We start from the raw sequence: 18,045 nt of genomic DNA, 5'->3' as shown, positions 1-18,045 counted from the left end.
CGTGTCCGATCTTGCCCGGCCTCGGCAGAAACTGTTTCACAGCCAGCCAGTATCGATCACGGGTTCTCGCTGTTCGGCCGTGCCTCCTGCGGCACGACGAGGTGCATCCAGGCGGGTGCTGTGTGGCCGCCGCCCGGCTGTTCCTGCAGGTGCCGTTCGAGGATTTCCGGGCTCGGCCGGTAGCCGCTGACGGTGCCTTGCAGCAGCTCGCGGATGCGCGGGAAGTCGTCGGCCTCGAGCGCTCCGGCCAGGGCCTCCAGGCGCAGCTTCAGTTCCTGCCACGGCAGGTGCTCCTCGTGGGCGCGCAGGATCCGGCTGTGGCTGGTCGGTGTCGCGCCGTCGCCGATCAGCAGTTCCTCGTAGAGCTTCTCGCCCGGGCGCAGGCCGATGAAGCGGATCTCGATGTCGCCGTCCGGGTTGCCTTTCGTGCGCAGCGAGAGGCCGGACAGGCGCACCATCTTCTCCGCCAGGTCGAGGATCTTCACCGGCTCGCCCATGTCCAGCACGAAGACGTCGCCGCCTTCACCCATGGCGCCGGCCTGGATCACCAGTTGCGCGGCCTCGGGGATGGTCATGAAGTAGCGGGTGATCTCCGGATGGGTGACGGTGATCGGCCCGCCGCTGCGGATCTGCTCGCGGAACAGCGGGATCACCGAGCCGGACGAGCCCAGCACGTTGCCGAAGCGGACCATGGTGAAGCGGGTGCGGTTGGGCTGCGGCGCCAGGCCAGGCTCGTCGAACAGCTCCAGCTCGCGCTCCCGGGAGAAGGCCTGCAGCACCATCTCGGCCAGGCGCTTGCTGCCGCCCATCACGTTGGTGGGGCGCACCGCCTTGTCGGTGGAGATCAGCACGAAGTTGCGCACCCCGGCGCGCACTGCCGCCTGGGCGGCGCGCAGGGTGCCGAAGGTGTTGTTGAACACGCCCTCGCTGATGTTGAGCTCGACCAGCGGCACATGCTTGTAGGCGGCGGCGTGGTAGAGCGTGTCGACGCCCCAGTGTCGCAGCGTGTCGAGCAGGCGGGCGCCGTGGCGGACCGAGCCGAGGACGGGCACCAGGCGCAGCGTCAGGCCGTCCTGGCGGACCCGCTGCTCGAGTTCGCCGTGGATGCTGTAGAGGTTGTATTCCGAGTGTTCGAAGAGGATCAGCGTGGCCGGGCCGTTGGCGAGGATCTGCCGGCACAGTTCCGCGCCGATCGAGCCGCCGGCGCCGGTCACCATCACCACTTGGTCGCGGATGCAGCGCTCCTGCAGTTCGGGCTGCAGGGGCACCGCATCGCGGCCGAGCAGGTCGGCGATGTCCACTTCCTGCAGGTCGTTCACCGTGAGACGGCCGCAGGCCAGCTTGGCGATGCTGGGCATCGAGCGCACCGGCAGCGGATGGGCCTGCAGCATTTCGAGGATCTCGCGGCGCCGGCTGCGGCTGGCCGAGGGGATCGCCAGGACGATCTCCGCGGCGCCGGTATCCCTGAGCATGCGCGGCAGCTGCTCGGGGGCGTAGACCGGCAGGCCGGCGATCGTCCGTCCGGCGAGGTGCGCATCGTCGTCGATGAAGGCCACCGGGCGCAGTGCATGACCGATGAGCAGCGCATGGGCGAGCTGGTTGCCGGCCGAGCCCGCACCGTAGATGGCCACCCGGGGCAGGCAGTCGTTCGGGCGCCTGAAGGACAGCTCGCGCAGGTTGAACCAGTCGCCGGTGAAGTACTGGCGCATGGCGAGGCGCAGGCCGCCGATCAGCAGCAGGCTCAGGCCCCAGTAGTTGAAGATCATCGAGCGGGGAATCAGCAGCGTCGTATGGGTATGGAGGATGACCACCACTCCCAGCAGCAGCGCCGACAGGCTGACCGCCTTGGCGATGGTCAGCAGCGCCTCGTTGCCCAGATAGCGCATGACCGCGCGGTACATGCCCAGGCGCACGAAGATCGGCAGGGCGATGGCCGGTGCGGAGAGGAATAGCCAGGCGTGGCCGCCCAGGGGCTCGATGGCGCTCATGTCCTCCAGGCGGACGTAGAACGCCAGCCAGAGCGCCAGCCAGACGAGCAGGACATCCACGCTGACCTGGATGAGCCGCTTGTGGCCGTGCGACAGGTCCAGCAGGCGCTGTCGAAAGGGTTGAGAAGACTCCTCGAGCGGCGATTTCATCGGGCGATGATCCCCCGTGCGACTTGGTGTGCGCCGATAAGGGCTGGAGTGGCGGCTTCCGGCGTCTAGCCGGAGCCGCCCGAAGGGGCGTCGTACGTTCCGATGCAGGCCCGCAGCAGCACCAGCAGCAGCGAAAGATGGCCCGTGACGGCACCGATCTTGGTCGGCACCTCGTCTCGGGGATAACGCCTGACGGTTGGCAGCTCGACGCAGCGATAGCCCAGCCGGGGCGCGCGGCAGGACAGATAGGCGAGCAGCTCGTAGCTTCTGAAGATGTCCCGGAACGGCGCGATCCGGGGATCGAGCAGCATCTTCCGACTGTAGGCGCGGAAGCCTTGGGTGGTATCGGTCCAGCGGAACCCGGAAAACCAGCTGAGCAGCGGCGCATGCAGCAGCCGGATGGCGAAATACCGCAGCCGTGGCGTGTTCTCCGCGCCACCTCCCGGGATGAAGCGGGAGGCCTGGACGAAGTCCACCCCTTGTTGGAGGGCCCCTATGAAGCGGGGTATCGCCTCCGGGTCGTCCTTGTCGTTGCCGTCGATGGTGACGATGCCCTCGTAGCCCTGGTCGAGGGCGAAGGCGTAGGCACAGCGCAGCTGGGCACTCAGCCGGCCCGGGCCGGTCTTGACCAGCAGCCCGCGTACGCCTTGCCGCTGCAAGGTTTGCGATTCCAGCGAGCCGTCGGTACTGCCGCCATCCACGATCAGCAGATCGGCGACGGCAGCGACGTCGAGGGTCGCCATACGGGACAGCAGGCTGCGGATGCGGACGCCTTCGTTGATGACCGGGATCACCACGCACCAGGGATGGCGGCGGCCGAGCCAGAAGGGCGTTTCGAAGGTGGGAACCTGCCAGTGGCTGCGGGCGGCAGCCGTGGTATCGGACGTCATCTTCGTTCTTCCATAAAGAAAGGCTCTGGCAAAGCCTGAGCGGCGCGAGCCGGCATCAGGACGTGGCAAGCGCGCGTGCAGCCTTCTTGAGGCGATAGCGGACCTCGAACAGCCTGGTGAGAAGGCCGACCCGGGAACGGGCCGGTATCTGATAGCCAGCAGGCCCCGTCTTCGGGCCGCTCCGCCACAGATGGAAGTGGTAAGGATAGGGAATATCCCGGGCGGCGAAATCGATCCGGTTCAACACCAGGTTCTCGCTGTTGCGATCGAAATGCTTCTCCCCGTTGACCGGATAGGTCGGATAGTCCTTGTAGAAAAAAGGCAGGGCATTGCCGTCCCGCTGCAGGAATGCCAGGCCGGCAAAGAGCACCAGGGCAAACAGGCAGTAGCTTGTGGCCGCGCTGAGCGTGAGCTGTCTGAACATGTCTCGATTCTTCCGGGAATGAAGATGAGTTGCTGAAAGGTTGCAGGGTTCGGGCAATTCCTCGAGGCGGGGCTGCTGGCTTTTCAGGCCATCCGTGCCGTGATCAGCGCCACCCCCGCGATGACCAGCACGATCCCGGCCCCTGTCGTCCAGTGGAAGGTCTCGCGGAAGATCAGCAGCGAGAACAGGGCTACGGTCGCCACCGCGCCGGCGGTCAGGATCGGATGCGCCACGTTGAGCGGGAGACGAACCAGCGCGGCGGCGTAGAGCAGGAACGCCGCCCCGTAGAGGCCCAGGCCCAGCCAGAACGGCCAGTTCTGCAGGGCCGCCAGCGGCTTGTCGAGGGAGGGGAACTGGCGCGGCGGCATCATCGCCAGCTTGACCAGCACGCTGGCGGAGGCATTGGCGACGATGCCCAGTAGCAGAATGAGCCACTTCATGGCCTGGCTGCACTCCCCTGGTCGCGGTAATGGTGGATGGCCACGTCGAGGGCACGCCCGATCGAGGCGGCGTGCGGCTCGGCTTCGGTCGCCAGCATCTCGATGGTCGCCACATGCCCGGGCAGGAACCGCGCCAGGGCAGCGGCTAGCCCCGGATGATCAGTATCGCCGTCGCCCAGCGGCAGCAGGTCGGGCTCGCTGAGGTGGACATGCCCGATCAATGCCGAGCAGTCCTCCAGCACGGCCCGCGGGTCTTCACCGTTGAGGATCAGGGCCCCGGTATCCAGCTGCATCCGTATCGCCGGGTGGGCGAGCAGCCGCACCAGCTGCGCGGTCTCGACACTGCCGGTCAGGAAATTCGCGCCGTAGCGGGGCGGATTGGGCTCAAGGCAGAGGGTTACGCCCTCGGCCTGGGCAATGTCGCCCAGCTGCCGGAAGAAGGGGATTGCCTGCTCCAGCGCCGTTCGGTCGTCCAGGCCGCTGCGGTCGCGGTTCTTCGGCGAGCCGAACACCAGCCGCCGGGCTCCCAGGAGCGCACCGATGCGGCACACGGCGGCGAGATGCTTCAGCATCGCCTCGCGCACTTGTGCCGGGCCGAACAGGTTCAGGCCCCGGGTGCCGAACAGCAGCGCCTGCATGCCGGTGATCTCGATGCCGTGATCGGACCACCAGCGCCTGACGTGGACGATGTCCTGCGCGCTCGTCTGGCCGGGCTCCGGGAAGTACTTGCCTGGAGCGACATCGATCGCATCGACTCCACGCGCCTGCAGCAGCCCGGCGATCGCCGGGTCCTCGTCGCGGTCCCAGGCGATGTTGGAAATGGCCAGTCTCATGCCTTCTCCTCTGCGGCGGACGTGCGGGCGACCGGCTCGGACTGCGCATAGGCCCTGATCGCCTGCAGGCTCTCCCGGGCGCTGTACTGGTAGCGGCCGGCAGCGCCGAAAAGCCGTGCATGGCGGGTCTGCAGGTCGTAGCGCGCCGGCGGGGCGGCCAGGCGGTTGTCGAAGGGCCTGCCGAAACCCTGGCGTGCGACCTCGGCCACGCCGAGCGGCTCCGCGGTCAGGTGCAGCAGCGTCAGGCCGGCGGCGAGCGCGGTTTCGAGGTCGTACCAGAGGTTGACCATCGGGTAGAACTGGAAAACGCCGCGGCTGTCGATCGCCGCGAGGTCGTTGTCGTTCAGGAGGTCGAAGACGACGTTCTTGCGCAGGCCAGGGCCCACCAGTCCCGGCAGGCGAACGATCAGGTACCCGGGGAAATGCCGTTCGACGAACTGCTCGAGCCGGCGGCGGTGCAGGCCGTAGGGCTGCAGGCCCGACTCGTCGACGGGGCTGTCCTCGTCCACGCCCGACGGGTTCCTGAAGACGTCCACGGTGCTGATCAGCACGAACCGGCGGCAGCGCACCGTCTCCAGATGGGCGATCAGCGCCTCGATGTTCCGCCAGTCCGTTTCCGGGTCGCGGTTGGCGATCCATTTCTGCGCGGGGGCGCCGGCGCAAACGACGCTGTCGAAGGTCCGACCCGCGATTTCCCCGATGTTCGTCGAGCGATAGCGGGCATCGAAACGGGCCTGGGCCAGCAGGGTGGCGCCGACGAATCCGGTAAAGCCGATCAGTGCGTCAGTCATGGCCTTGGATTTCCACTGGCGGATGAAGGGTGAAGGCGCCTCTCACGCGATCTCCTGCTCGTCGAGCCTGTCGAGCACGTCGTAGATGTTGTCGATCTTGCCGCCCAGCACCGAGTAACAGCCCGGCAGTTCGTGGTGCTGCTCGAAGAGGATGGGTCTTCCGTCGTCGCCCTCGTTCTTGATCAGCACGGTCTTGACCTCGAACAGGGAATCGACAGGGGTCGCCTCGAGCATGCCGGGCATGTAGCGGGCCACGTCCCGGAGCATGCGGTCGACCCGGCTTTCCTGCGCGTATCCCTCCAATTTCCGGTAAGGGTCGATGCCGGGCGCATCGTCCCAGTGCAGATGCGGGGTGTAGCGGACATGGCTGAGGCTGTGCGAGGGAAAGGGCATCAGCGAGAAGAAGGGCCCGTCCATGACCGTGATGCCCAGTCCCTGCAGGGTGGAGGGCATCCGTACCAGGGCGATTTCCGCGATTTCCTGCTTGAGCCCGGTCCGGGTCCCGGAAAAGTCCCCCTGGAACTGGTTGAGCCCGCTGTAGGTGCAGTTGAACAGGTAGCGGCAGGAAAGGCTTTCCCGTACTCCCCGGCTCGTTTCCGTCGTCACCTGCAGCGTGCCGTTTGCGCCACGGTAGATCGCGGTGGCCTGCGTCTCGTAACGAATCCGGACGCCGCAGGCCTGCAGCTCGCGCTCGGCCCAGCCGGCCAGCCGGGTGGCGTCGAAGGCGTATTCCTCGACCATGAACACGTCCTCGATCAGGTGCGGCTCGAACAGCGCGCGCAGCGTCGGGGTTGCCGGCTGAAGCCTGGCGCCGATCTCCCGGCAGAAGCGCTCGAACTGGCGGGCGGTGACCTTCGAGTTCTGCCGGGCGATCGCATACAGCTTGGTGAAGTCCTGCTTCACGGCTTCCGGCCACTGGCGCACGAAGCGGGGCAGGTTGACCCGGCTGCGATAGGCCGTGGTGAAGCTGCGCGGATAGTGGTAGCCGTTGTGCACCCGCGCCTGGTTGTTGTAGGAGGCGCGCCTGAGCAGGGCCGGTTCGCGCTCGATCAGGGCGATATGCCTGAGTCCGCGCTGCCGCGCCAGGTAAACGGCGATGACGGAGCCATAGAAACCGCCACCGATCACGATGGCATCCTGGTCTGCTGGAGACGTGGGCATCGGACACTCGCTGGTGATTAGGACAGCGCTTCCTCGACGTTCAGCTTTTCGCGTCGCGTCATGCGCGTGCTGGTGAACTCCTGGCTGACGTAGAGGCGCGGGCCTTCGCTCGACAGGCTGGCCATGCTCAGGATGTATTCGCCCAGCACCAGCAGGACCAGGGAAATCAGGAAGAACATGCCGGACTGCTGCAGCGAGACGCTGATCCAGCCGGGGGCGATGTCGGTCTTGAACAGGGCCACCGCGATCACGTACACGGAGTACAGGAGATTGGCGACCGCGCCGAACAGCGACAGCGAGGTCACCAGACGCATGGGCGCGTGCGTCGTCGACACCAGCAGGCGCATGCCGCGGTCGATGCTGTCGAACAGATGCTTGCTGGCCCGGCCTCTGGGGCGCGCGCTGTAGCTGAGATGGGCGCGGACGAAGCCCCCGCTGGCGGGAAGGTGGCGGTAGGTGATGGCCGGCTGGGGATGCTGCAGGATGAAGTTGACCACGCGCCTGCTGAGGATGCGGTACTGCGGCGCTTCCCTGGCCAGGTGAATGCCGTTGAAGCAACGGTAGAGAACATTGAAGAAGGCGCAGGCCAGCCGGTAGGCCAGGCCCTGTGCAGGCTTCTGCCGATTGCTGGCGAAGATCACCTCGGCACCGTTCACCGCGCGTTCGAGCATGGCCGGCAGAAAGCCGATGTCGTCGCACAAGGGGTCGATGACCGCGATGTAGTCGCCCAGGGCATTCTCCAGGCCGACCCAGGAGGCGGTATCCATGTCCACCTCCTTGTTCAGGGCGTAGACCTGCAGGTTGGCCAGCCCGTTTTCGCCGGTGAGCCGCTGGAGGACCGCGAGGCTGTCGTCATGGGAGGCGTTGTCGATGATGACCAGCTCGTAGTCGCTGACGAGCGCCGCGATCTCGGCGGCCGCCTCGGTCAGCAGTCCTTCCAGACAGGACGCCTGGTTGCGCATGACGAAGATCACCGTCAGGAAGACAGGAAACACCATCGCTGAAACCCTCCAGAAGGGGGATGACAGGCTGCCGGCAGGCTCAGCGGGCCGCCTCGTCCATCACGGCAGCCAGTACCGTGCAGGTCCGTTCGATCTCCGCGTCGCTCAGCGTGGGATGGACGAGGAACATCAGGCTGGTCTCGCCCAGTTCGCGGGCTACCGGCAGGCGCTCGGCCGGGCGCCAGGGGGTGCCCTCGAAAGCCTTCTCCAGGTACAGCTCGGGACAGCTGCCGGAAAAGCAGGGCACGCCGCGCGCGACGATTTCGGCGAGGATGCGCTCGCGGTCCCAGCCGTCCTTCAGGTGTTCCGGTTCGACGAACAGGTAGCACTTGTAGGCGGCGTGCTCGATGTCTGCCGGCAGCTCCGGCACGCGCAGCCCCGGCAGGCCCCGCGCGCAGCGCCAGATGCGCTCGGCGTTGGCCAGCCGTCTTGCATGCCAGTCGGGCAGCCGGCGCAGCTGGATGCGCCCGAGCGCCGCCTGCATCTCGGTCAGCCGCCCGTTGCCGCCGAAGCTCTCATGCAGCCAGCGAAAGCCCGGCGGATGCCGGCGGGCGTGGACCGCTTCCCAGCTCTTGCCGTGGTCCTTGAGCGACCAGATCCGCGACCACAGCGCCCGGTCGTCGGTGGTGAGCATGCCGCCCTCGCCGCCGGTGCTGATGATCTTGTCCTGGCAGAACGACCAGGCGCCGACATGCCCGAGGCTGCCCACCGGGCGGCCCCGGTAGCGCGCGCCGTGGGCCTGGGCGCAGTCCTCGATCACCTTGAGGCCGCGTTCTTCGGCCAGCGCCATGATCGGCGCCATGTCGCAGGGCCAGCCGGCCAGGTGCACGCAGAGCAGCGCCCGGGTGCGCGGTGTCAGTACCGCGCGGATGCTCTCGGCGGTGATGTTCTGCGAGTCGCGGTCGACCTCGGCGAACACCGGCGCGGCGCCGGCGTTGACGATGCAGGCGGCCGAGGCGAAGAAGCTGCGCGGCGTCACCACCACCTCGTCGCCCGGGCCGATGCCCAGGGCCCTGAGCGCCACGTCCAGGGCCACGGTGCCGTTGGCCAGGGCGATGGCGTGGGCGCAGCCGCTCCAGGCGGCGAATTCCCGTTCGAATTCGTGGCATTGCTCGCCGGTCCAGTAGTTGACCCGGTTGGAGAGCAGCACCGCGCGCACGGCGTCCGCCTCTTCCTCGGTGAAGCTGGGCCAGGGGGAGAAGGGACTGTCCTGCATCTTCGCAAACCCTCGCGTTCAGACCGGTCGCGCCGGGATACCGATCACCGTGGTGCCGTCCGCCACGTCGGTCACCACCGCCGCGCCGGCGCCGACCATCACCCGCCGGCCGAGGCGCAGCGACTGGCGCACGCTGGCGCCGATGCCGATCCAGCTCAGGTCGCCGACCTGCACGCCGCCGGCCAGGTGCGCGCCGGGGCTGACGTGCACCGCCTCGCCCAGGCGGCAGTCGTGGTCGACGCTGCAGGCGGTGTTGAGAATGGCGCCCGACCCCACCTGGGCATCGACGTTCAGCACCGCGCCGGCGAACACCACCGAGCCTTCGCCGAGCCGCGCGTGGGGGCTGACCGTCGCCGCCGGGTGGATCAGCGTGACCAGCGGCGCCCCGGCGTCGCGCAGGCGGCGCAGCCGGTCCTGGCGGATGCGGTTGTCGCCGATCGCCACCAGCACCCCGTCGAAACCGGCCAGGGCGTCGAACAGCACCGCGCCGTTGCCGATCACCACCCAGGGGCCGTTGTGCTGGCGCTTCGGCCAGGCGTCGTCGAAGAACACCACAGAGCGCCAGCCGCAGCGTTCGGCGGTATCCGCCACCACCTTGCCGTGGCCGCTGGCGCCGAGAATGGCCAGTCTTTTCATCATTTGCTCCCTGTGAACCGTGCCATGGTCGCCTCGCCTTCGGCGTTGATGCCCTCGCGCGCCAGCACCCGCTTCAGGGTCAGCAGGAGAATGCGCAGGTCGAGGCGAAACGAACGGTGGTCCACGTACCAGACATCCAGACGGAACTTCTCCTCCCAGCTCAGGGCGTTGCGGCCGTTGACCTGCGCCCAGCCGGTGATGCCGGGTCGGACCGCGTGGCGGCGAGCCTGTTCCGGGGTATAGAGCGGCAGGTACTCCATCAAGAGCGGGCGCGGGCCGACCAGGCTCATGTCGCCGCGCAGCACGTTCCACAGCTCCGGCAGTTCGTCCAGGCTGCTGGCGCGCAGGAAGCGGCCGAACGGCGTCAGGCGCTCGGCGTCGGGCAGCGGCCGGCCGCGCTCGTCCAGCGCCTCGCGCATGCTGCGGAACTTGAGCAGCGCGAACGGCCGGCCGTGCAGGCCGGGACGCAGCTGGCGGAACAGCACCGGCGCGCCGATCCGCCGGCGCACCAGCCAGGCCAGCACCAGCAAGAGCGGGGCGAGCAGCAGCAGGGCGGTAGTGGCGACGAGGAGGTCGAACAGACGCTTGAGCATCACAGCCCCATCTCCTGCAGCAGCCGGGCGTTGATCCGCTGCACGTCGTATTTCTCCTCGGCCAGCTGCCGCGAGCGGGCGCCCATGCGCGCGGCCAGCGCCGGCTCCTCGATGAAGCGCTGCATGGCGCGGGCCAGTTCGTCCACTGCCTTCACCGGCACGCGAAAACCGTTGTCGCCGTCGACCACCGTCTCGCGGCAGCCGGGCGCGTCGGTGGTGATCACCGCGCGGCCCATGGCCATGGCCTCCAGCACGGTGCGCGGGGTGCCCTCGCGATAGGAGGGCAGGACGTACACGCTACAGGCGGCGATCGCCGGGCGCACGTCGTCCAGGCGGCCGAGGTAGCGCAGCGTGCCGTCTGCGATCCAGCCATCCAGTTCCGCCTGATCGATGGCGTCGGGGTTGTCGTCGATCCAGCCGACCAGCGCGAAGACCGCCGAGGGGCAGCGGTTCTTCACCTGGCGCGCCGCCGCGGCGTATTCGCGCACGCCCTTGTCGCCCAGCAGCCGGGCGATCAGCAGGAAGTGCGGCCGCGCCGGCACGGGCGCGACGGGGTATTCGAGCAGGTCGACGCCGGAGCCGTTGACCACGCAGGAGGGCGTCGCCGGACCGAGGATGCCCTGGACGCGGAACAGCGCCTGGTCGTCGGGGTTCTGGAAGAACACCTTGTGGGTCCGCCGCAGCGCCAGGGTGTAGAGGCGCGGCAGCAGGGCGTGCAGCAGGCCGCGGGAACCGCGCTCCCCATCCTCGCCGGTGAAGGCGTAGCCCAGCCCGGTGATCAGTGCGAAGCGCTGCGGCACCCCGGCCAGCGCGGCGGCCAGCGAGCCGTAGATCACCGGCTTGGCGGTGTAGCCGAGGACGTGGGTCGGGCGGATGCGCCGTTTCAGCCGCCAGAGGTGCAGCAGGGTGGCGCAGTCCTGCAGCGGGTTCATGCCGGTGCGCCGCAGCGGCAGGTCGTGCACGCGCAGGCCGCGCGCCTCCAGGCGAAGGCGCAGGGGGCAGCCGGGCGCCAGCTGCGGCGCCGCCACGTGCACTTCCAGGCCGCGGGCGAGCAGGGCTTCCAGCAGCGGGCCGCGGAAGGCCAGCAGCGAGTCGGCGAAGCCGGCGACGAGCAGGAAGATCATGGCTCGCGCCTCTGTTGTCCGGGACGGATGCCGTAGCGCTGGTAGATCTGCATGACCGGCGTCAGCGGCGGGCCGGCCGGGCGCAGCAGCTGCGGGCGCGGCGTGCCGAGCGCGGAGAGGAGCAGAAGGATCAGCATGGGCGTGAACATCCACTTCTGGCGCAGGGAGATGCCCAGGTTGGCCGTGGTCATGGCCAGCATCAGCCAGGCGATCAGCGCATAGCTCCAGAGAAAGAGGCGGTTTTCCTGGTAGCGCCGGCCGGGGTGGCGCAGCATGGCGCGTCCGCCCATGACGAACAGGTAGAGCAGGATCATGTTGTCGACGGCGGCGGCCAGGGCGAAGAGGCTGTGCGCCTCGAACGGCAGCGGGCGGAACAGATAGGTGAACAGCTTCATGGGCAGGCTCATCGAGGAAATGTCCACCGCGCCGCCGCCCTGCATGTTCTGCCCCTGGCGGCCCTCCACATAGCTCATCAGCGATTCGGCGTCCGGGCTTTTCACCCCGGCGTACTCCAGCCCGAAGGGCACCAGGGCCGCCGCCACGGCGAGCGCGACGCTGCCGAGCAGCACCCGCCTGGCCAGTGAGGTCCCGGGGTGCAGCAGCAGGGCCAGGCTCACCCCCATGACCAGCATGCCGGCCATGTGCGGGCGGACCAGCAGCATGATGGCGACGGCGACGGCGATCAGCGGGATGCGCCGCTGCAGATCCAGCGCCGCCCACAGGGCGAGGCCGGTGGCGAGGAAGGACAGGGCGTCCTTGCCGATCCCCGACGACCAGAAGCTCACCGAGGGCAGGAACACGATCAGGGTGGCCAGCCGGCGCAGCGTGCGCGACTTGTCGCGGGTGACGACGCGCAGGCTGGCGTCGAAGGCCAGCAGGCCGAGGCTGCCGAAGAGGTTGTAGACCAGGAAGGTGCCGAGCAGGGAAACCCCCAGACCCTCGATCAGCAGACGGGTCAGGTAGACGACGCCGTAGGTGCCGACATCGAAAGCGCGTGCGCCACCGCGGGCCGTGCGGTAGTAGCCGATGGCATCGCCGCCGTATTTCAGGACATACCAGCAATAGACCAGGCAGAACAGCGTGTGCCAGGCGTACAGGGCCAGGCTGCGGCGCGAGCCGGTGCCGAACTGGCGGCCGGCCCAGGTGATGAGGAGCGCGCCGGCGAGAAACACCAGAAGGGCGCTGATCACGTGCCAGGCGGTGGAAACCAGTGTCATGGGTAGTCTCTCTAATGGGCCAGGGCCTTGCCGGCGGCGGGGAGGGCCGCGGCCAGGGTTTCCAGCAGCACCGGCAGCTGGCGCTGGAGGCAGTAGCGGTTCTCCACGGCCTGGCGCCCGGCCCGGCCCAGCCGTTCCCGCTCGGAAGCCGAGGTCAGCAGCCGGGACAGGGCGTCGCTCCAGCTTTCGCTGGAGCCGGCGAGCAGGCCGGCTCCGCTGTATTCGACGATCTCTCGGTTGGCGCCGGTCGGCGAGGCCACCAGCGGCACGCCGCAGGCCATGTACTGGATCAGCTTGTAGCCGCACTTGCCGCGCTCCCAGGGGCCGTCGGGCAGCGGCATGATGCCGATGTCCATGTGCCGGATCAGCGCCGCCTCGCGCTCCTCGCTCCAGGGTTCGAGCTGCACCTCGATGCCGGGCAGGCAGCTCCGGATCTCCGCTGTGGCGCCGACCAGCAGCAGGCGCGCGCCATGCCGGCGGCAGGCCTGCTGCAGGGGCTCGAGGATGTCCAGCAGGTATTTCTGGGTGGACGGCGAGCCGATCCAGCCGATCACCGGGTGAGCGGTCGGCGCCACGATCCGTGGCCGGTAGCGGTTGTGGTCCACCACGGTGGGAATGATCGCCACCCGGGCCGCGCCGGCAGCGCGGGCGCGCTCGGCCAGATAGCGGTTGCCGACGATCACGCCGCTGGCGCTGCGCATGACCGTATCGATCTTGCCGCCCAGCAGCCGGCGCACCAGGGGGTTCTTCGCCAGGTCGTAGTTGTGGAACAGCGCATCGTCGTAGTCGACCACCCAGGGGGTGCCGAGCCTGGATTCGACCCAGGCGGGCAGGTAGGGGAAGAGCTCCTTCTCGATCCACAGCAGGTCGTGCTCGCCAGCCCTGGCGAGCGCCGCCAGGCGGCGCAGGTAGAGCGCCGCGGTCCGCAGCGGCGAACGCCGGCCGCTCTGGTAGAGGCTTTCCAGGTAGGCCTCGTCGAACAGGCTCTGCACCCTGACCTCGTGGCCGGCGGCCTGCAGGTGGGGCAGGTACTGCAGGGTGCGCAGCCGGCTGCTGGCGCCGCTGCGCGGGTAGCGGGTGAGCAGGAGGATCTTCATCTCGGTTCTCCGCAGGGACGGCCGTCGGGCAGCGGCGCCTGCACGGGCGTCCGCAAGGGCATCAGGGCCGCCGCATAGGCATCGGCGCAGGCTTCCAGGGAAAAGTGGCGCAGGCCCGTGTTCCGGCAGTGCTCGCGCAAGCCCTCCCGCTGCGGCAGGACCTCGTCGCAGAACCAGCGGGCCGCCCGCGCCAGCTCGGCGTCGTCCAGCCCGGCCAGCAGCCGTCCGGCGCTGGCGGCGATGGCGTCGGTGTCGCCGATGCCGGGGCTGGCCAGCACCGGCAGGCCGCAGAGCAGGTACTCGCCGAGCTTGATCGGCGCCACGGCGCGCATCGAGAAGCTGCTGCGGCGCAGCGCCAGGCCCAGGTCGGCGCAGGCCAGGTAGGCCGGCACCGCATGCCCCGGCAGGCTCAGGCAGGACACCGCCGGCGCCAGCGCGGCGAAGCGCTCCAGCAGGGGTTGCAGGGCTTCCGGCGAACCGCTCAGGACGAGCAGGCGGGCATCGGTGCGGATCTGCCGGACCTGCTCGAACAGGCGGAACATTTCCTCCAGGCAGTACTGCGGGCCGAGCGAGCCGGCGTAGACCAGCAGCGGCGCCTCGGCGACCAGCCCCAGCTGTTCGCGCATCCGCCGGCGCGAGGCTGTGTCCCCCGGGCTGAAGCGTTCGGTGTCGCGGCCGTTGCCGACCACCTGGAACTTGCCGGGCGAGATGCCGGCGCCGGCCCGCGCCAGGAGGATCTCCACCGCCTGCTGCGAGCGGGTCAGCACGCGGTCGGCCTGGCGCACCGCCTGGGCCTCGACGTCGCGCAGCAGGCGCTGGATCAGGCCGGACGGCGACTGGCCGGCGAACTCGACGCGTTCGTCCAGGGGCAGGCCGTCGGCATCGAAGACCATCGGCACGGCGCGGCCGCGCAGCGCCAGCAGGGTGGCCAGGGCCGGCAGCGTGCTGCGCGGCATCACCGCGTCGATGCGCTGCTCGCCGAGCGCCCGGCGGATCAGCCGGGCGCCCTCGAGCGCGGTCAGCAGGCTGCCGAGGGCGCGGGGGCGGCGCCAGATCCGCTGCGCCCGGTAGGCCAGCCCGGCCTGTCGGCAGGCCTGGCGGCGCTGCTCGATGAGCGGCTCGTCGCCCCAGGTGAACTGCAGGATATGGACGTGCAGCCCCATGCCGGCCAGGCGCTGGAAGATCGGCAGGAACAGGCTTTCCAGGTAGGTGACCTGCGGGCCGTCCCAGGTGACGAAGAGGATGTTCATGGGCCGATGCGCTGCGCGGCGAGCCGCTGGTAGAGGTGGTCGACGTCGCGGACGTAGCGTTCCGCGCCGAAATTGGTTGTGGCCAAGGCCTGGCCGGCCCGTCCCATGCTCTGGCGCCGGGCGGGGTCGCGCCGCAGTGCCAGGAGGGCCTCGGCGAGCGCCGGCGGCTGGCCGGGAGGTACCAGCAGGCCGCTGGCGCCCTCGTCGACCACGCCGGGGATGCCGCCCACCCGGGTCGCCACCACCGGCAGTCCGGCCTGCATCGCCTCGACCAGCACCAGGCCGAAGGCCTCCATGGCCGAGGCCAGGGCGAAGACGTCCATCAGCGCGTAGCAGGGCTGCGGATCGGCCTGGTAGCCGGCGAAGCGCACCTGGGCGGCGACTCCGAGCTGGCCGGCCAGTTCGCGCAGCATGCCTTCGTCCGGACCCTTGCCGACCACCAGCAGGCGCGCCTCGGGACAGGCCGGCAGCAGCGCGGCCAGCGCGCGGATCAGGTCGCTGACGCGCTTGTGGCGATCGAGCAGCCGGCCGACAGTGCCGATCACGAAGTGCTCCGGTGCCAGCTCGAACTGCTCGCGCAGCGCGCGGACCTGGTTCTCGTCGGGCGGCGCCATCTCGGCCACGCCGTTGTTGATCAGAGTGACCTTGCTGCGCGGCAGGCGCAGGCGCCCGAGCAGGTACTGCTCGACGGCGGGGGACACCGCCACCATCTGGTGGCTCAGGGCGCCGAGCAGGCGCAGCAGCAGGTGACCGCGCCAGCGGCGGTTGACCGGGTCGGAGGTCTCCTCGCCGATGATCACCGGCACCCGGGCGAGCCGGCCGAGGATGGTGGCCAGGGAGACGCCCTCGAACACCGCGCCGTGGATGATGTGCGGGCGGAACTCGCGCACCACGCGCAGGGCCTGCCGGTAGGGCTCGCGGTCCAGCACGCCGCGGAACACCCCGACGGCATGCAGCGGGCAGCCCGCCTCGGCGAAGCGCGCCGGCAGGGCGCCCACGGCCTTGGTGCAGACCAGCGACTGCTCGTAGCGCGCGCTGTCCAGCTGGCGGGCCAGGGTCAGGCGACGCTGTTCGACGCCGCCGGAGCCGACCGTCTCAAGACAGTGCAGAATCCGTATCTTGTCCATGTTCGCCTCGGCTCTTTCGAGGAGCGAATTGCCGGTACAGGGCTTCCAGCCGGCTCTTGTACTCGGCGGGCTCGAAGCGCCCCGCGACCGAGCTCCGGGCCCGCAGGCCCATGGCCCTCAGCTGCTCCGGGCCGAGCCGCCAGGCTTCTTCGAGGACGCTGGCGAGGGCGCCTGGTGTCGCTTCCGGCAGCAGCCAGCCGGTGACGCCGGGCTCGACGATCTCCGGCGCGCCACCTACCGCGGTGGCGATGACCGGAACGCCGCAACCCATGGCCTCGACCAGCGCCAGGCCGAAGCCTTCGGAGCGCGAGGGCTGGACGTAGACATGGCACTGGCGCACGTACTCGTCGGGATGCGGCTGGTAGCCCGGCAGGTGTACGCACTCGTCCAGTTCCTGCGCGCGAATGGCGGCTTCGAGGCGTGCGCGCTCGCGCCCTTCGCCGATCAGCCAGAGCTCCACGGGAATGCCGCGGGCCAGCAGCAGATCGGCGGCCTCGACCAGCGCCAGGGGGTTCTTGACGGCTTCCAGGCGGCCGACGAAGCCGACGCGCAGCGCTCCCGGCGTCGCGGCCTGCCCGCTGCGTTCGACCGGCAGCTTGACCGGGTTGTAGACCCGCACCGCCTTGGCCGGCGGCACCTCACCGCTCTCGACCAGCCAGCCGGTCACCGCATCGGAGATGCCGATGACGCAGTGAGCGCAGCGGTAGAGCTGGCGGAACACCCGGCGAGCCCGCCCGCTGTGCACCGGGATGCCGATTTCCTCGCCGACCCGCACCGGCACGCCGGCCAGCCGGGCGGCGATCAGACCGTGGAAATTGGCCTCGGCGCCATGGCTGTGCACCACCGTCGGGCGCAGCTGCCGGAACAGCCGGAACAGGGCGAGGATGGCGGCCGGGCTGGGAATCCTCACCGGCTGCTGCAGGCACTGGACCGGGGCTCCCAGGGCTTTCAGGCGCCGCTCCGCAGCGCCGCCGCCGCCGATGGCGCAGAACAGGTGCTGCATGTCCCCCGTGGGCTGTTCGGCCAGAAGCTCCATGCGTTTTTCGACGCCACCGAAATTCAGCGAGGTGAGCAGGTGGAGGACCGATGGGCGCTGGGTGGCGAGCGTCATGGCCGGACCATGTCCTTGAGGGCGCTTTTCCAGCCGGCGAAATTCCGGTAGCCGCCCGACAGCCAGAAGCGCAGCAGTTCCGGAGGGCGGCGCCAGCGCGGGCGCGAGGCGATCTCGAGGCGTTTTTCGAGTGCCGGGAGCTTGCCTTGCAGGGCGGCAATCGTTTGCTCGACGAGCTCGCCGGCGCCCAGGGCCTTCAATTGGCGGGCCCTCTTTTCGAGTCTGCCTATGTACAGGTTCGTGGCGATTATCTGGTGCTTCCAGCCGCCGCTGGCATCCCGGACGCCGTAGTGGGTGAGCTTGCTCAGCCGGGAGAGCTTTCCGGCGCTGCTGGTGAGGCTGTGCGAGGTGTTTTCTTCATGTCTTCGGTAAATCTGCAGCGGCTGCTCCACGATCAGCCGGAGTTTGCAGAAGTCACCGATGCGATTGATCCAGGCATCGTGCGTTCCGATCTCGACCGGAATGGGCAGCACGACTTCGAGCCAGGATTTTCTGAGCGCCGTGCAGCAGCCGGCTTTCATGTAGGACTTTTCAAGGCCAAGGGCGCGGATGTTTTCCAGGGTGGTGCCGGTGGAGGATTGCAGGTCTTGACTGGCAATTCTCTGATCGTTGGTGACGATCATTTTTTCGGGGTGGGCAAGAAAGGTCTTTTCTATGGTTTCCAGCTTGTTTTCCAGCCAGACATCATCCTGATCGCTCAGGAAGATGATTTCTCCCATGCACAGCGAGAGCGCCCGCTCGAAGTTCTTTATGAAGCCCAGGTTCTTTTCGTTCCGAGAAATGAACACGGGAAACGGAGCCCGCTTCTGGAAGTCCGTCAGGATGGCGAGGGTCCCGTCCTGGGAGCAGTCGTCGCATACCACCAGCTCATCGGGCTGTCGGGTCTGGCGGAGGAAACTGTCCAACTGTTCCGGCAGATAGCGCGATCCATTGTAGGTGGCCATGGCAATGGAAATTTTCATGGCTTGCTTGAAAGTCCTGTGATTGGTTGTGATA

18 protein-coding genes are annotated in these 18,045 nt (G+C 68.8%); all 18 read right to left on the bottom strand.

The features are described from left to right. Positions 1-56 precede the first annotated feature (56 nt). Positions 57-2,138, bottom strand: a complete 2,082-nt coding sequence (locus ACG10_RS11885; RefSeq protein ID WP_198318933.1) for a polysaccharide biosynthesis protein — start codon at positions 2,136-2,138, stop codon at positions 57-59. Positions 2,139-2,203: 65 nt separating this feature from the next. Continuing rightward, positions 2,204-3,028: a glycosyltransferase family 2 protein gene (locus ACG10_RS11880; protein WP_089168377.1), complete on the bottom strand. Its 825-nt coding sequence runs from the start codon at positions 3,026-3,028 to the stop codon at positions 2,204-2,206. Positions 3,029-3,083: 55 nt separating this feature from the next. Beyond that, on the bottom strand, positions 3,084-3,452 hold the full coding sequence (locus ACG10_RS11875; RefSeq protein ID WP_089168376.1) for a hypothetical protein: 369 nt from the start codon (positions 3,450-3,452) through the stop codon (positions 3,084-3,086). Between the two features lie 83 nt (positions 3,453-3,535). Next, positions 3,536-3,892 carry an EamA family transporter gene (locus ACG10_RS11870; protein ID WP_089168375.1) on the bottom strand — a complete coding sequence of 119 codons (357 nt, stop codon included), beginning with the start codon at positions 3,890-3,892 and terminating at the stop codon, positions 3,536-3,538. Beyond that, on the bottom strand, positions 3,889-4,725 hold the full coding sequence (locus ACG10_RS11865) for a sugar phosphate isomerase/epimerase family protein (RefSeq protein ID WP_089168374.1): 837 nt from the start codon (positions 4,723-4,725) through the stop codon (positions 3,889-3,891). Before ACG10_RS11865 ends, ACG10_RS11870 begins: the two co-directional genes overlap by 4 nt. After that, complete coding sequence (locus tag ACG10_RS11860; RefSeq protein WP_089168373.1) at positions 4,722-5,516, bottom strand: NAD-dependent epimerase/dehydratase family protein; 795 nt, start codon at positions 5,514-5,516, stop codon at positions 4,722-4,724. The genes ACG10_RS11865 and ACG10_RS11860 overlap by 4 nt, the downstream gene beginning before the upstream one ends. A gap of 42 nt (positions 5,517-5,558) precedes the next feature. After that, positions 5,559-6,677 (bottom strand): FAD-dependent oxidoreductase, encoded by a 1,119-nt coding sequence (locus tag ACG10_RS11855; RefSeq protein WP_089168372.1) that lies wholly within the window; start codon positions 6,675-6,677, stop codon positions 5,559-5,561. A 17-nt stretch (positions 6,678-6,694) separates the two neighbouring features. Next, positions 6,695-7,675, bottom strand: a complete 981-nt coding sequence (locus ACG10_RS11850; protein ID WP_089168371.1) for a glycosyltransferase — start codon at positions 7,673-7,675, stop codon at positions 6,695-6,697. Positions 7,676-7,718: 43 nt separating this feature from the next. After that, positions 7,719-8,894 carry a DegT/DnrJ/EryC1/StrS family aminotransferase gene (locus ACG10_RS11845; RefSeq protein ID WP_089168370.1) on the bottom strand — a complete coding sequence of 392 codons (1,176 nt, stop codon included), beginning with the start codon at positions 8,892-8,894 and terminating at the stop codon, positions 7,719-7,721. An 18-nt stretch (positions 8,895-8,912) separates the two neighbouring features. Beyond that, positions 8,913-9,530: an acetyltransferase gene (locus tag ACG10_RS11840; RefSeq protein WP_089168369.1), complete on the bottom strand. Its 618-nt coding sequence runs from the start codon at positions 9,528-9,530 to the stop codon at positions 8,913-8,915. Continuing rightward, positions 9,530-10,123 (bottom strand): sugar transferase, encoded by a 594-nt coding sequence (locus tag ACG10_RS11835; RefSeq protein ID WP_089168368.1) that lies wholly within the window; start codon positions 10,121-10,123, stop codon positions 9,530-9,532. Before ACG10_RS11835 ends, ACG10_RS11840 begins: the two co-directional genes overlap by 1 nt. Beyond that, on the bottom strand, positions 10,123-11,247 hold the full coding sequence (locus ACG10_RS11830; RefSeq protein WP_089168367.1) for a glycosyltransferase family 4 protein: 1,125 nt from the start codon (positions 11,245-11,247) through the stop codon (positions 10,123-10,125). Before ACG10_RS11830 ends, ACG10_RS11835 begins: the two co-directional genes overlap by 1 nt. Next, positions 11,244-12,464: a hypothetical protein gene (locus tag ACG10_RS11825; RefSeq protein WP_089168366.1), complete on the bottom strand. Its 1,221-nt coding sequence runs from the start codon at positions 12,462-12,464 to the stop codon at positions 11,244-11,246. Before ACG10_RS11825 ends, ACG10_RS11830 begins: the two co-directional genes overlap by 4 nt. Positions 12,465-12,475: 11 nt before the next feature. Continuing rightward, entirely contained in the window at positions 12,476-13,561 is a 1,086-nt protein-coding gene (locus ACG10_RS11820; RefSeq protein ID WP_089168365.1) for a glycosyltransferase family 4 protein, read from the bottom strand. Further along, positions 13,558-14,811 carry a glycosyltransferase family 4 protein gene (locus ACG10_RS11815; protein ID WP_089168364.1) on the bottom strand — a complete coding sequence of 418 codons (1,254 nt, stop codon included), beginning with the start codon at positions 14,809-14,811 and terminating at the stop codon, positions 13,558-13,560. Before ACG10_RS11815 ends, ACG10_RS11820 begins: the two co-directional genes overlap by 4 nt. Further along, positions 14,808-15,938, bottom strand: a complete 1,131-nt coding sequence (locus ACG10_RS11810; RefSeq protein WP_232487094.1) for a glycosyltransferase — start codon at positions 15,936-15,938, stop codon at positions 14,808-14,810. Before ACG10_RS11810 ends, ACG10_RS11815 begins: the two co-directional genes overlap by 4 nt. Then, positions 15,907-17,049 (bottom strand): glycosyltransferase, encoded by a 1,143-nt coding sequence (locus ACG10_RS11805; protein WP_089168363.1) that lies wholly within the window; start codon positions 17,047-17,049, stop codon positions 15,907-15,909. Before ACG10_RS11805 ends, ACG10_RS11810 begins: the two co-directional genes overlap by 32 nt. Next, positions 17,046-18,011 carry a glycosyltransferase family 2 protein gene (locus ACG10_RS11800; RefSeq protein ID WP_089168362.1) on the bottom strand — a complete coding sequence of 322 codons (966 nt, stop codon included), beginning with the start codon at positions 18,009-18,011 and terminating at the stop codon, positions 17,046-17,048. Before ACG10_RS11800 ends, ACG10_RS11805 begins: the two co-directional genes overlap by 4 nt. Positions 18,012-18,045 lie beyond the last annotated feature (34 nt).

The organism is Azotobacter chroococcum (genome assembly GCF_002220155.1).
GTDB classification, from domain to species: Bacteria; Pseudomonadota; Gammaproteobacteria; order Pseudomonadales; family Pseudomonadaceae; genus Azotobacter; species Azotobacter chroococcum.
This window is presented reverse-complemented; position numbering and strand designations above follow the sequence as displayed.

Bases quoted from the DNA above. Each gene is read 5' to 3' on its own strand.
- ACG10_RS11885 (WP_198318933.1), bottom strand. From the start codon at position 2,138: ATGAAATCGCCGCTCGAGGAGTCTTCTCAACCCTTTCGACAGCGCCTG.
- ACG10_RS11880 (WP_089168377.1), bottom strand. From the start codon at position 3,028: ATGACGTCCGATACCACGGCTGCCGCCCGCAGCCACTGGCAGGTTCCC.
- ACG10_RS11875 (WP_089168376.1), bottom strand. From the start codon at position 3,452: ATGTTCAGACAGCTCACGCTCAGCGCGGCCACAAGCTACTGCCTGTTT.
- ACG10_RS11870 (WP_089168375.1), bottom strand. From the start codon at position 3,892: ATGAAGTGGCTCATTCTGCTACTGGGCATCGTCGCCAATGCCTCCGCC.
- ACG10_RS11865 (WP_089168374.1), bottom strand. From the start codon at position 4,725: ATGAGACTGGCCATTTCCAACATCGCCTGGGACCGCGACGAGGACCCG.
- ACG10_RS11860 (WP_089168373.1), bottom strand. From the start codon at position 5,516: ATGACTGACGCACTGATCGGCTTTACCGGATTCGTCGGCGCCACCCTG.
- ACG10_RS11855 (WP_089168372.1), bottom strand. From the start codon at position 6,677: ATGCCCACGTCTCCAGCAGACCAGGATGCCATCGTGATCGGTGGCGGT.
- ACG10_RS11850 (WP_089168371.1), bottom strand. From the start codon at position 7,675: ATGGTGTTTCCTGTCTTCCTGACGGTGATCTTCGTCATGCGCAACCAG.
- ACG10_RS11845 (WP_089168370.1), bottom strand. From the start codon at position 8,894: ATGCAGGACAGTCCCTTCTCCCCCTGGCCCAGCTTCACCGAGGAAGAG.
- ACG10_RS11840 (WP_089168369.1), bottom strand. From the start codon at position 9,530: ATGAAAAGACTGGCCATTCTCGGCGCCAGCGGCCACGGCAAGGTGGTG.
- ACG10_RS11835 (WP_089168368.1), bottom strand. From the start codon at position 10,123: ATGCTCAAGCGTCTGTTCGACCTCCTCGTCGCCACTACCGCCCTGCTG.
- ACG10_RS11830 (WP_089168367.1), bottom strand. From the start codon at position 11,247: ATGATCTTCCTGCTCGTCGCCGGCTTCGCCGACTCGCTGCTGGCCTTC.
- ACG10_RS11825 (WP_089168366.1), bottom strand. From the start codon at position 12,464: ATGACACTGGTTTCCACCGCCTGGCACGTGATCAGCGCCCTTCTGGTG.
- ACG10_RS11820 (WP_089168365.1), bottom strand. From the start codon at position 13,561: ATGAAGATCCTCCTGCTCACCCGCTACCCGCGCAGCGGCGCCAGCAGC.
- ACG10_RS11815 (WP_089168364.1), bottom strand. From the start codon at position 14,811: ATGAACATCCTCTTCGTCACCTGGGACGGCCCGCAGGTCACCTACCTG.
- ACG10_RS11810 (WP_232487094.1), bottom strand. From the start codon at position 15,938: ATGGACAAGATACGGATTCTGCACTGTCTTGAGACGGTCGGCTCCGGC.
- ACG10_RS11805 (WP_089168363.1), bottom strand. From the start codon at position 17,049: ATGACGCTCGCCACCCAGCGCCCATCGGTCCTCCACCTGCTCACCTCG.
- ACG10_RS11800 (WP_089168362.1), bottom strand. From the start codon at position 18,011: ATGAAAATTTCCATTGCCATGGCCACCTACAATGGATCGCGCTATCTG.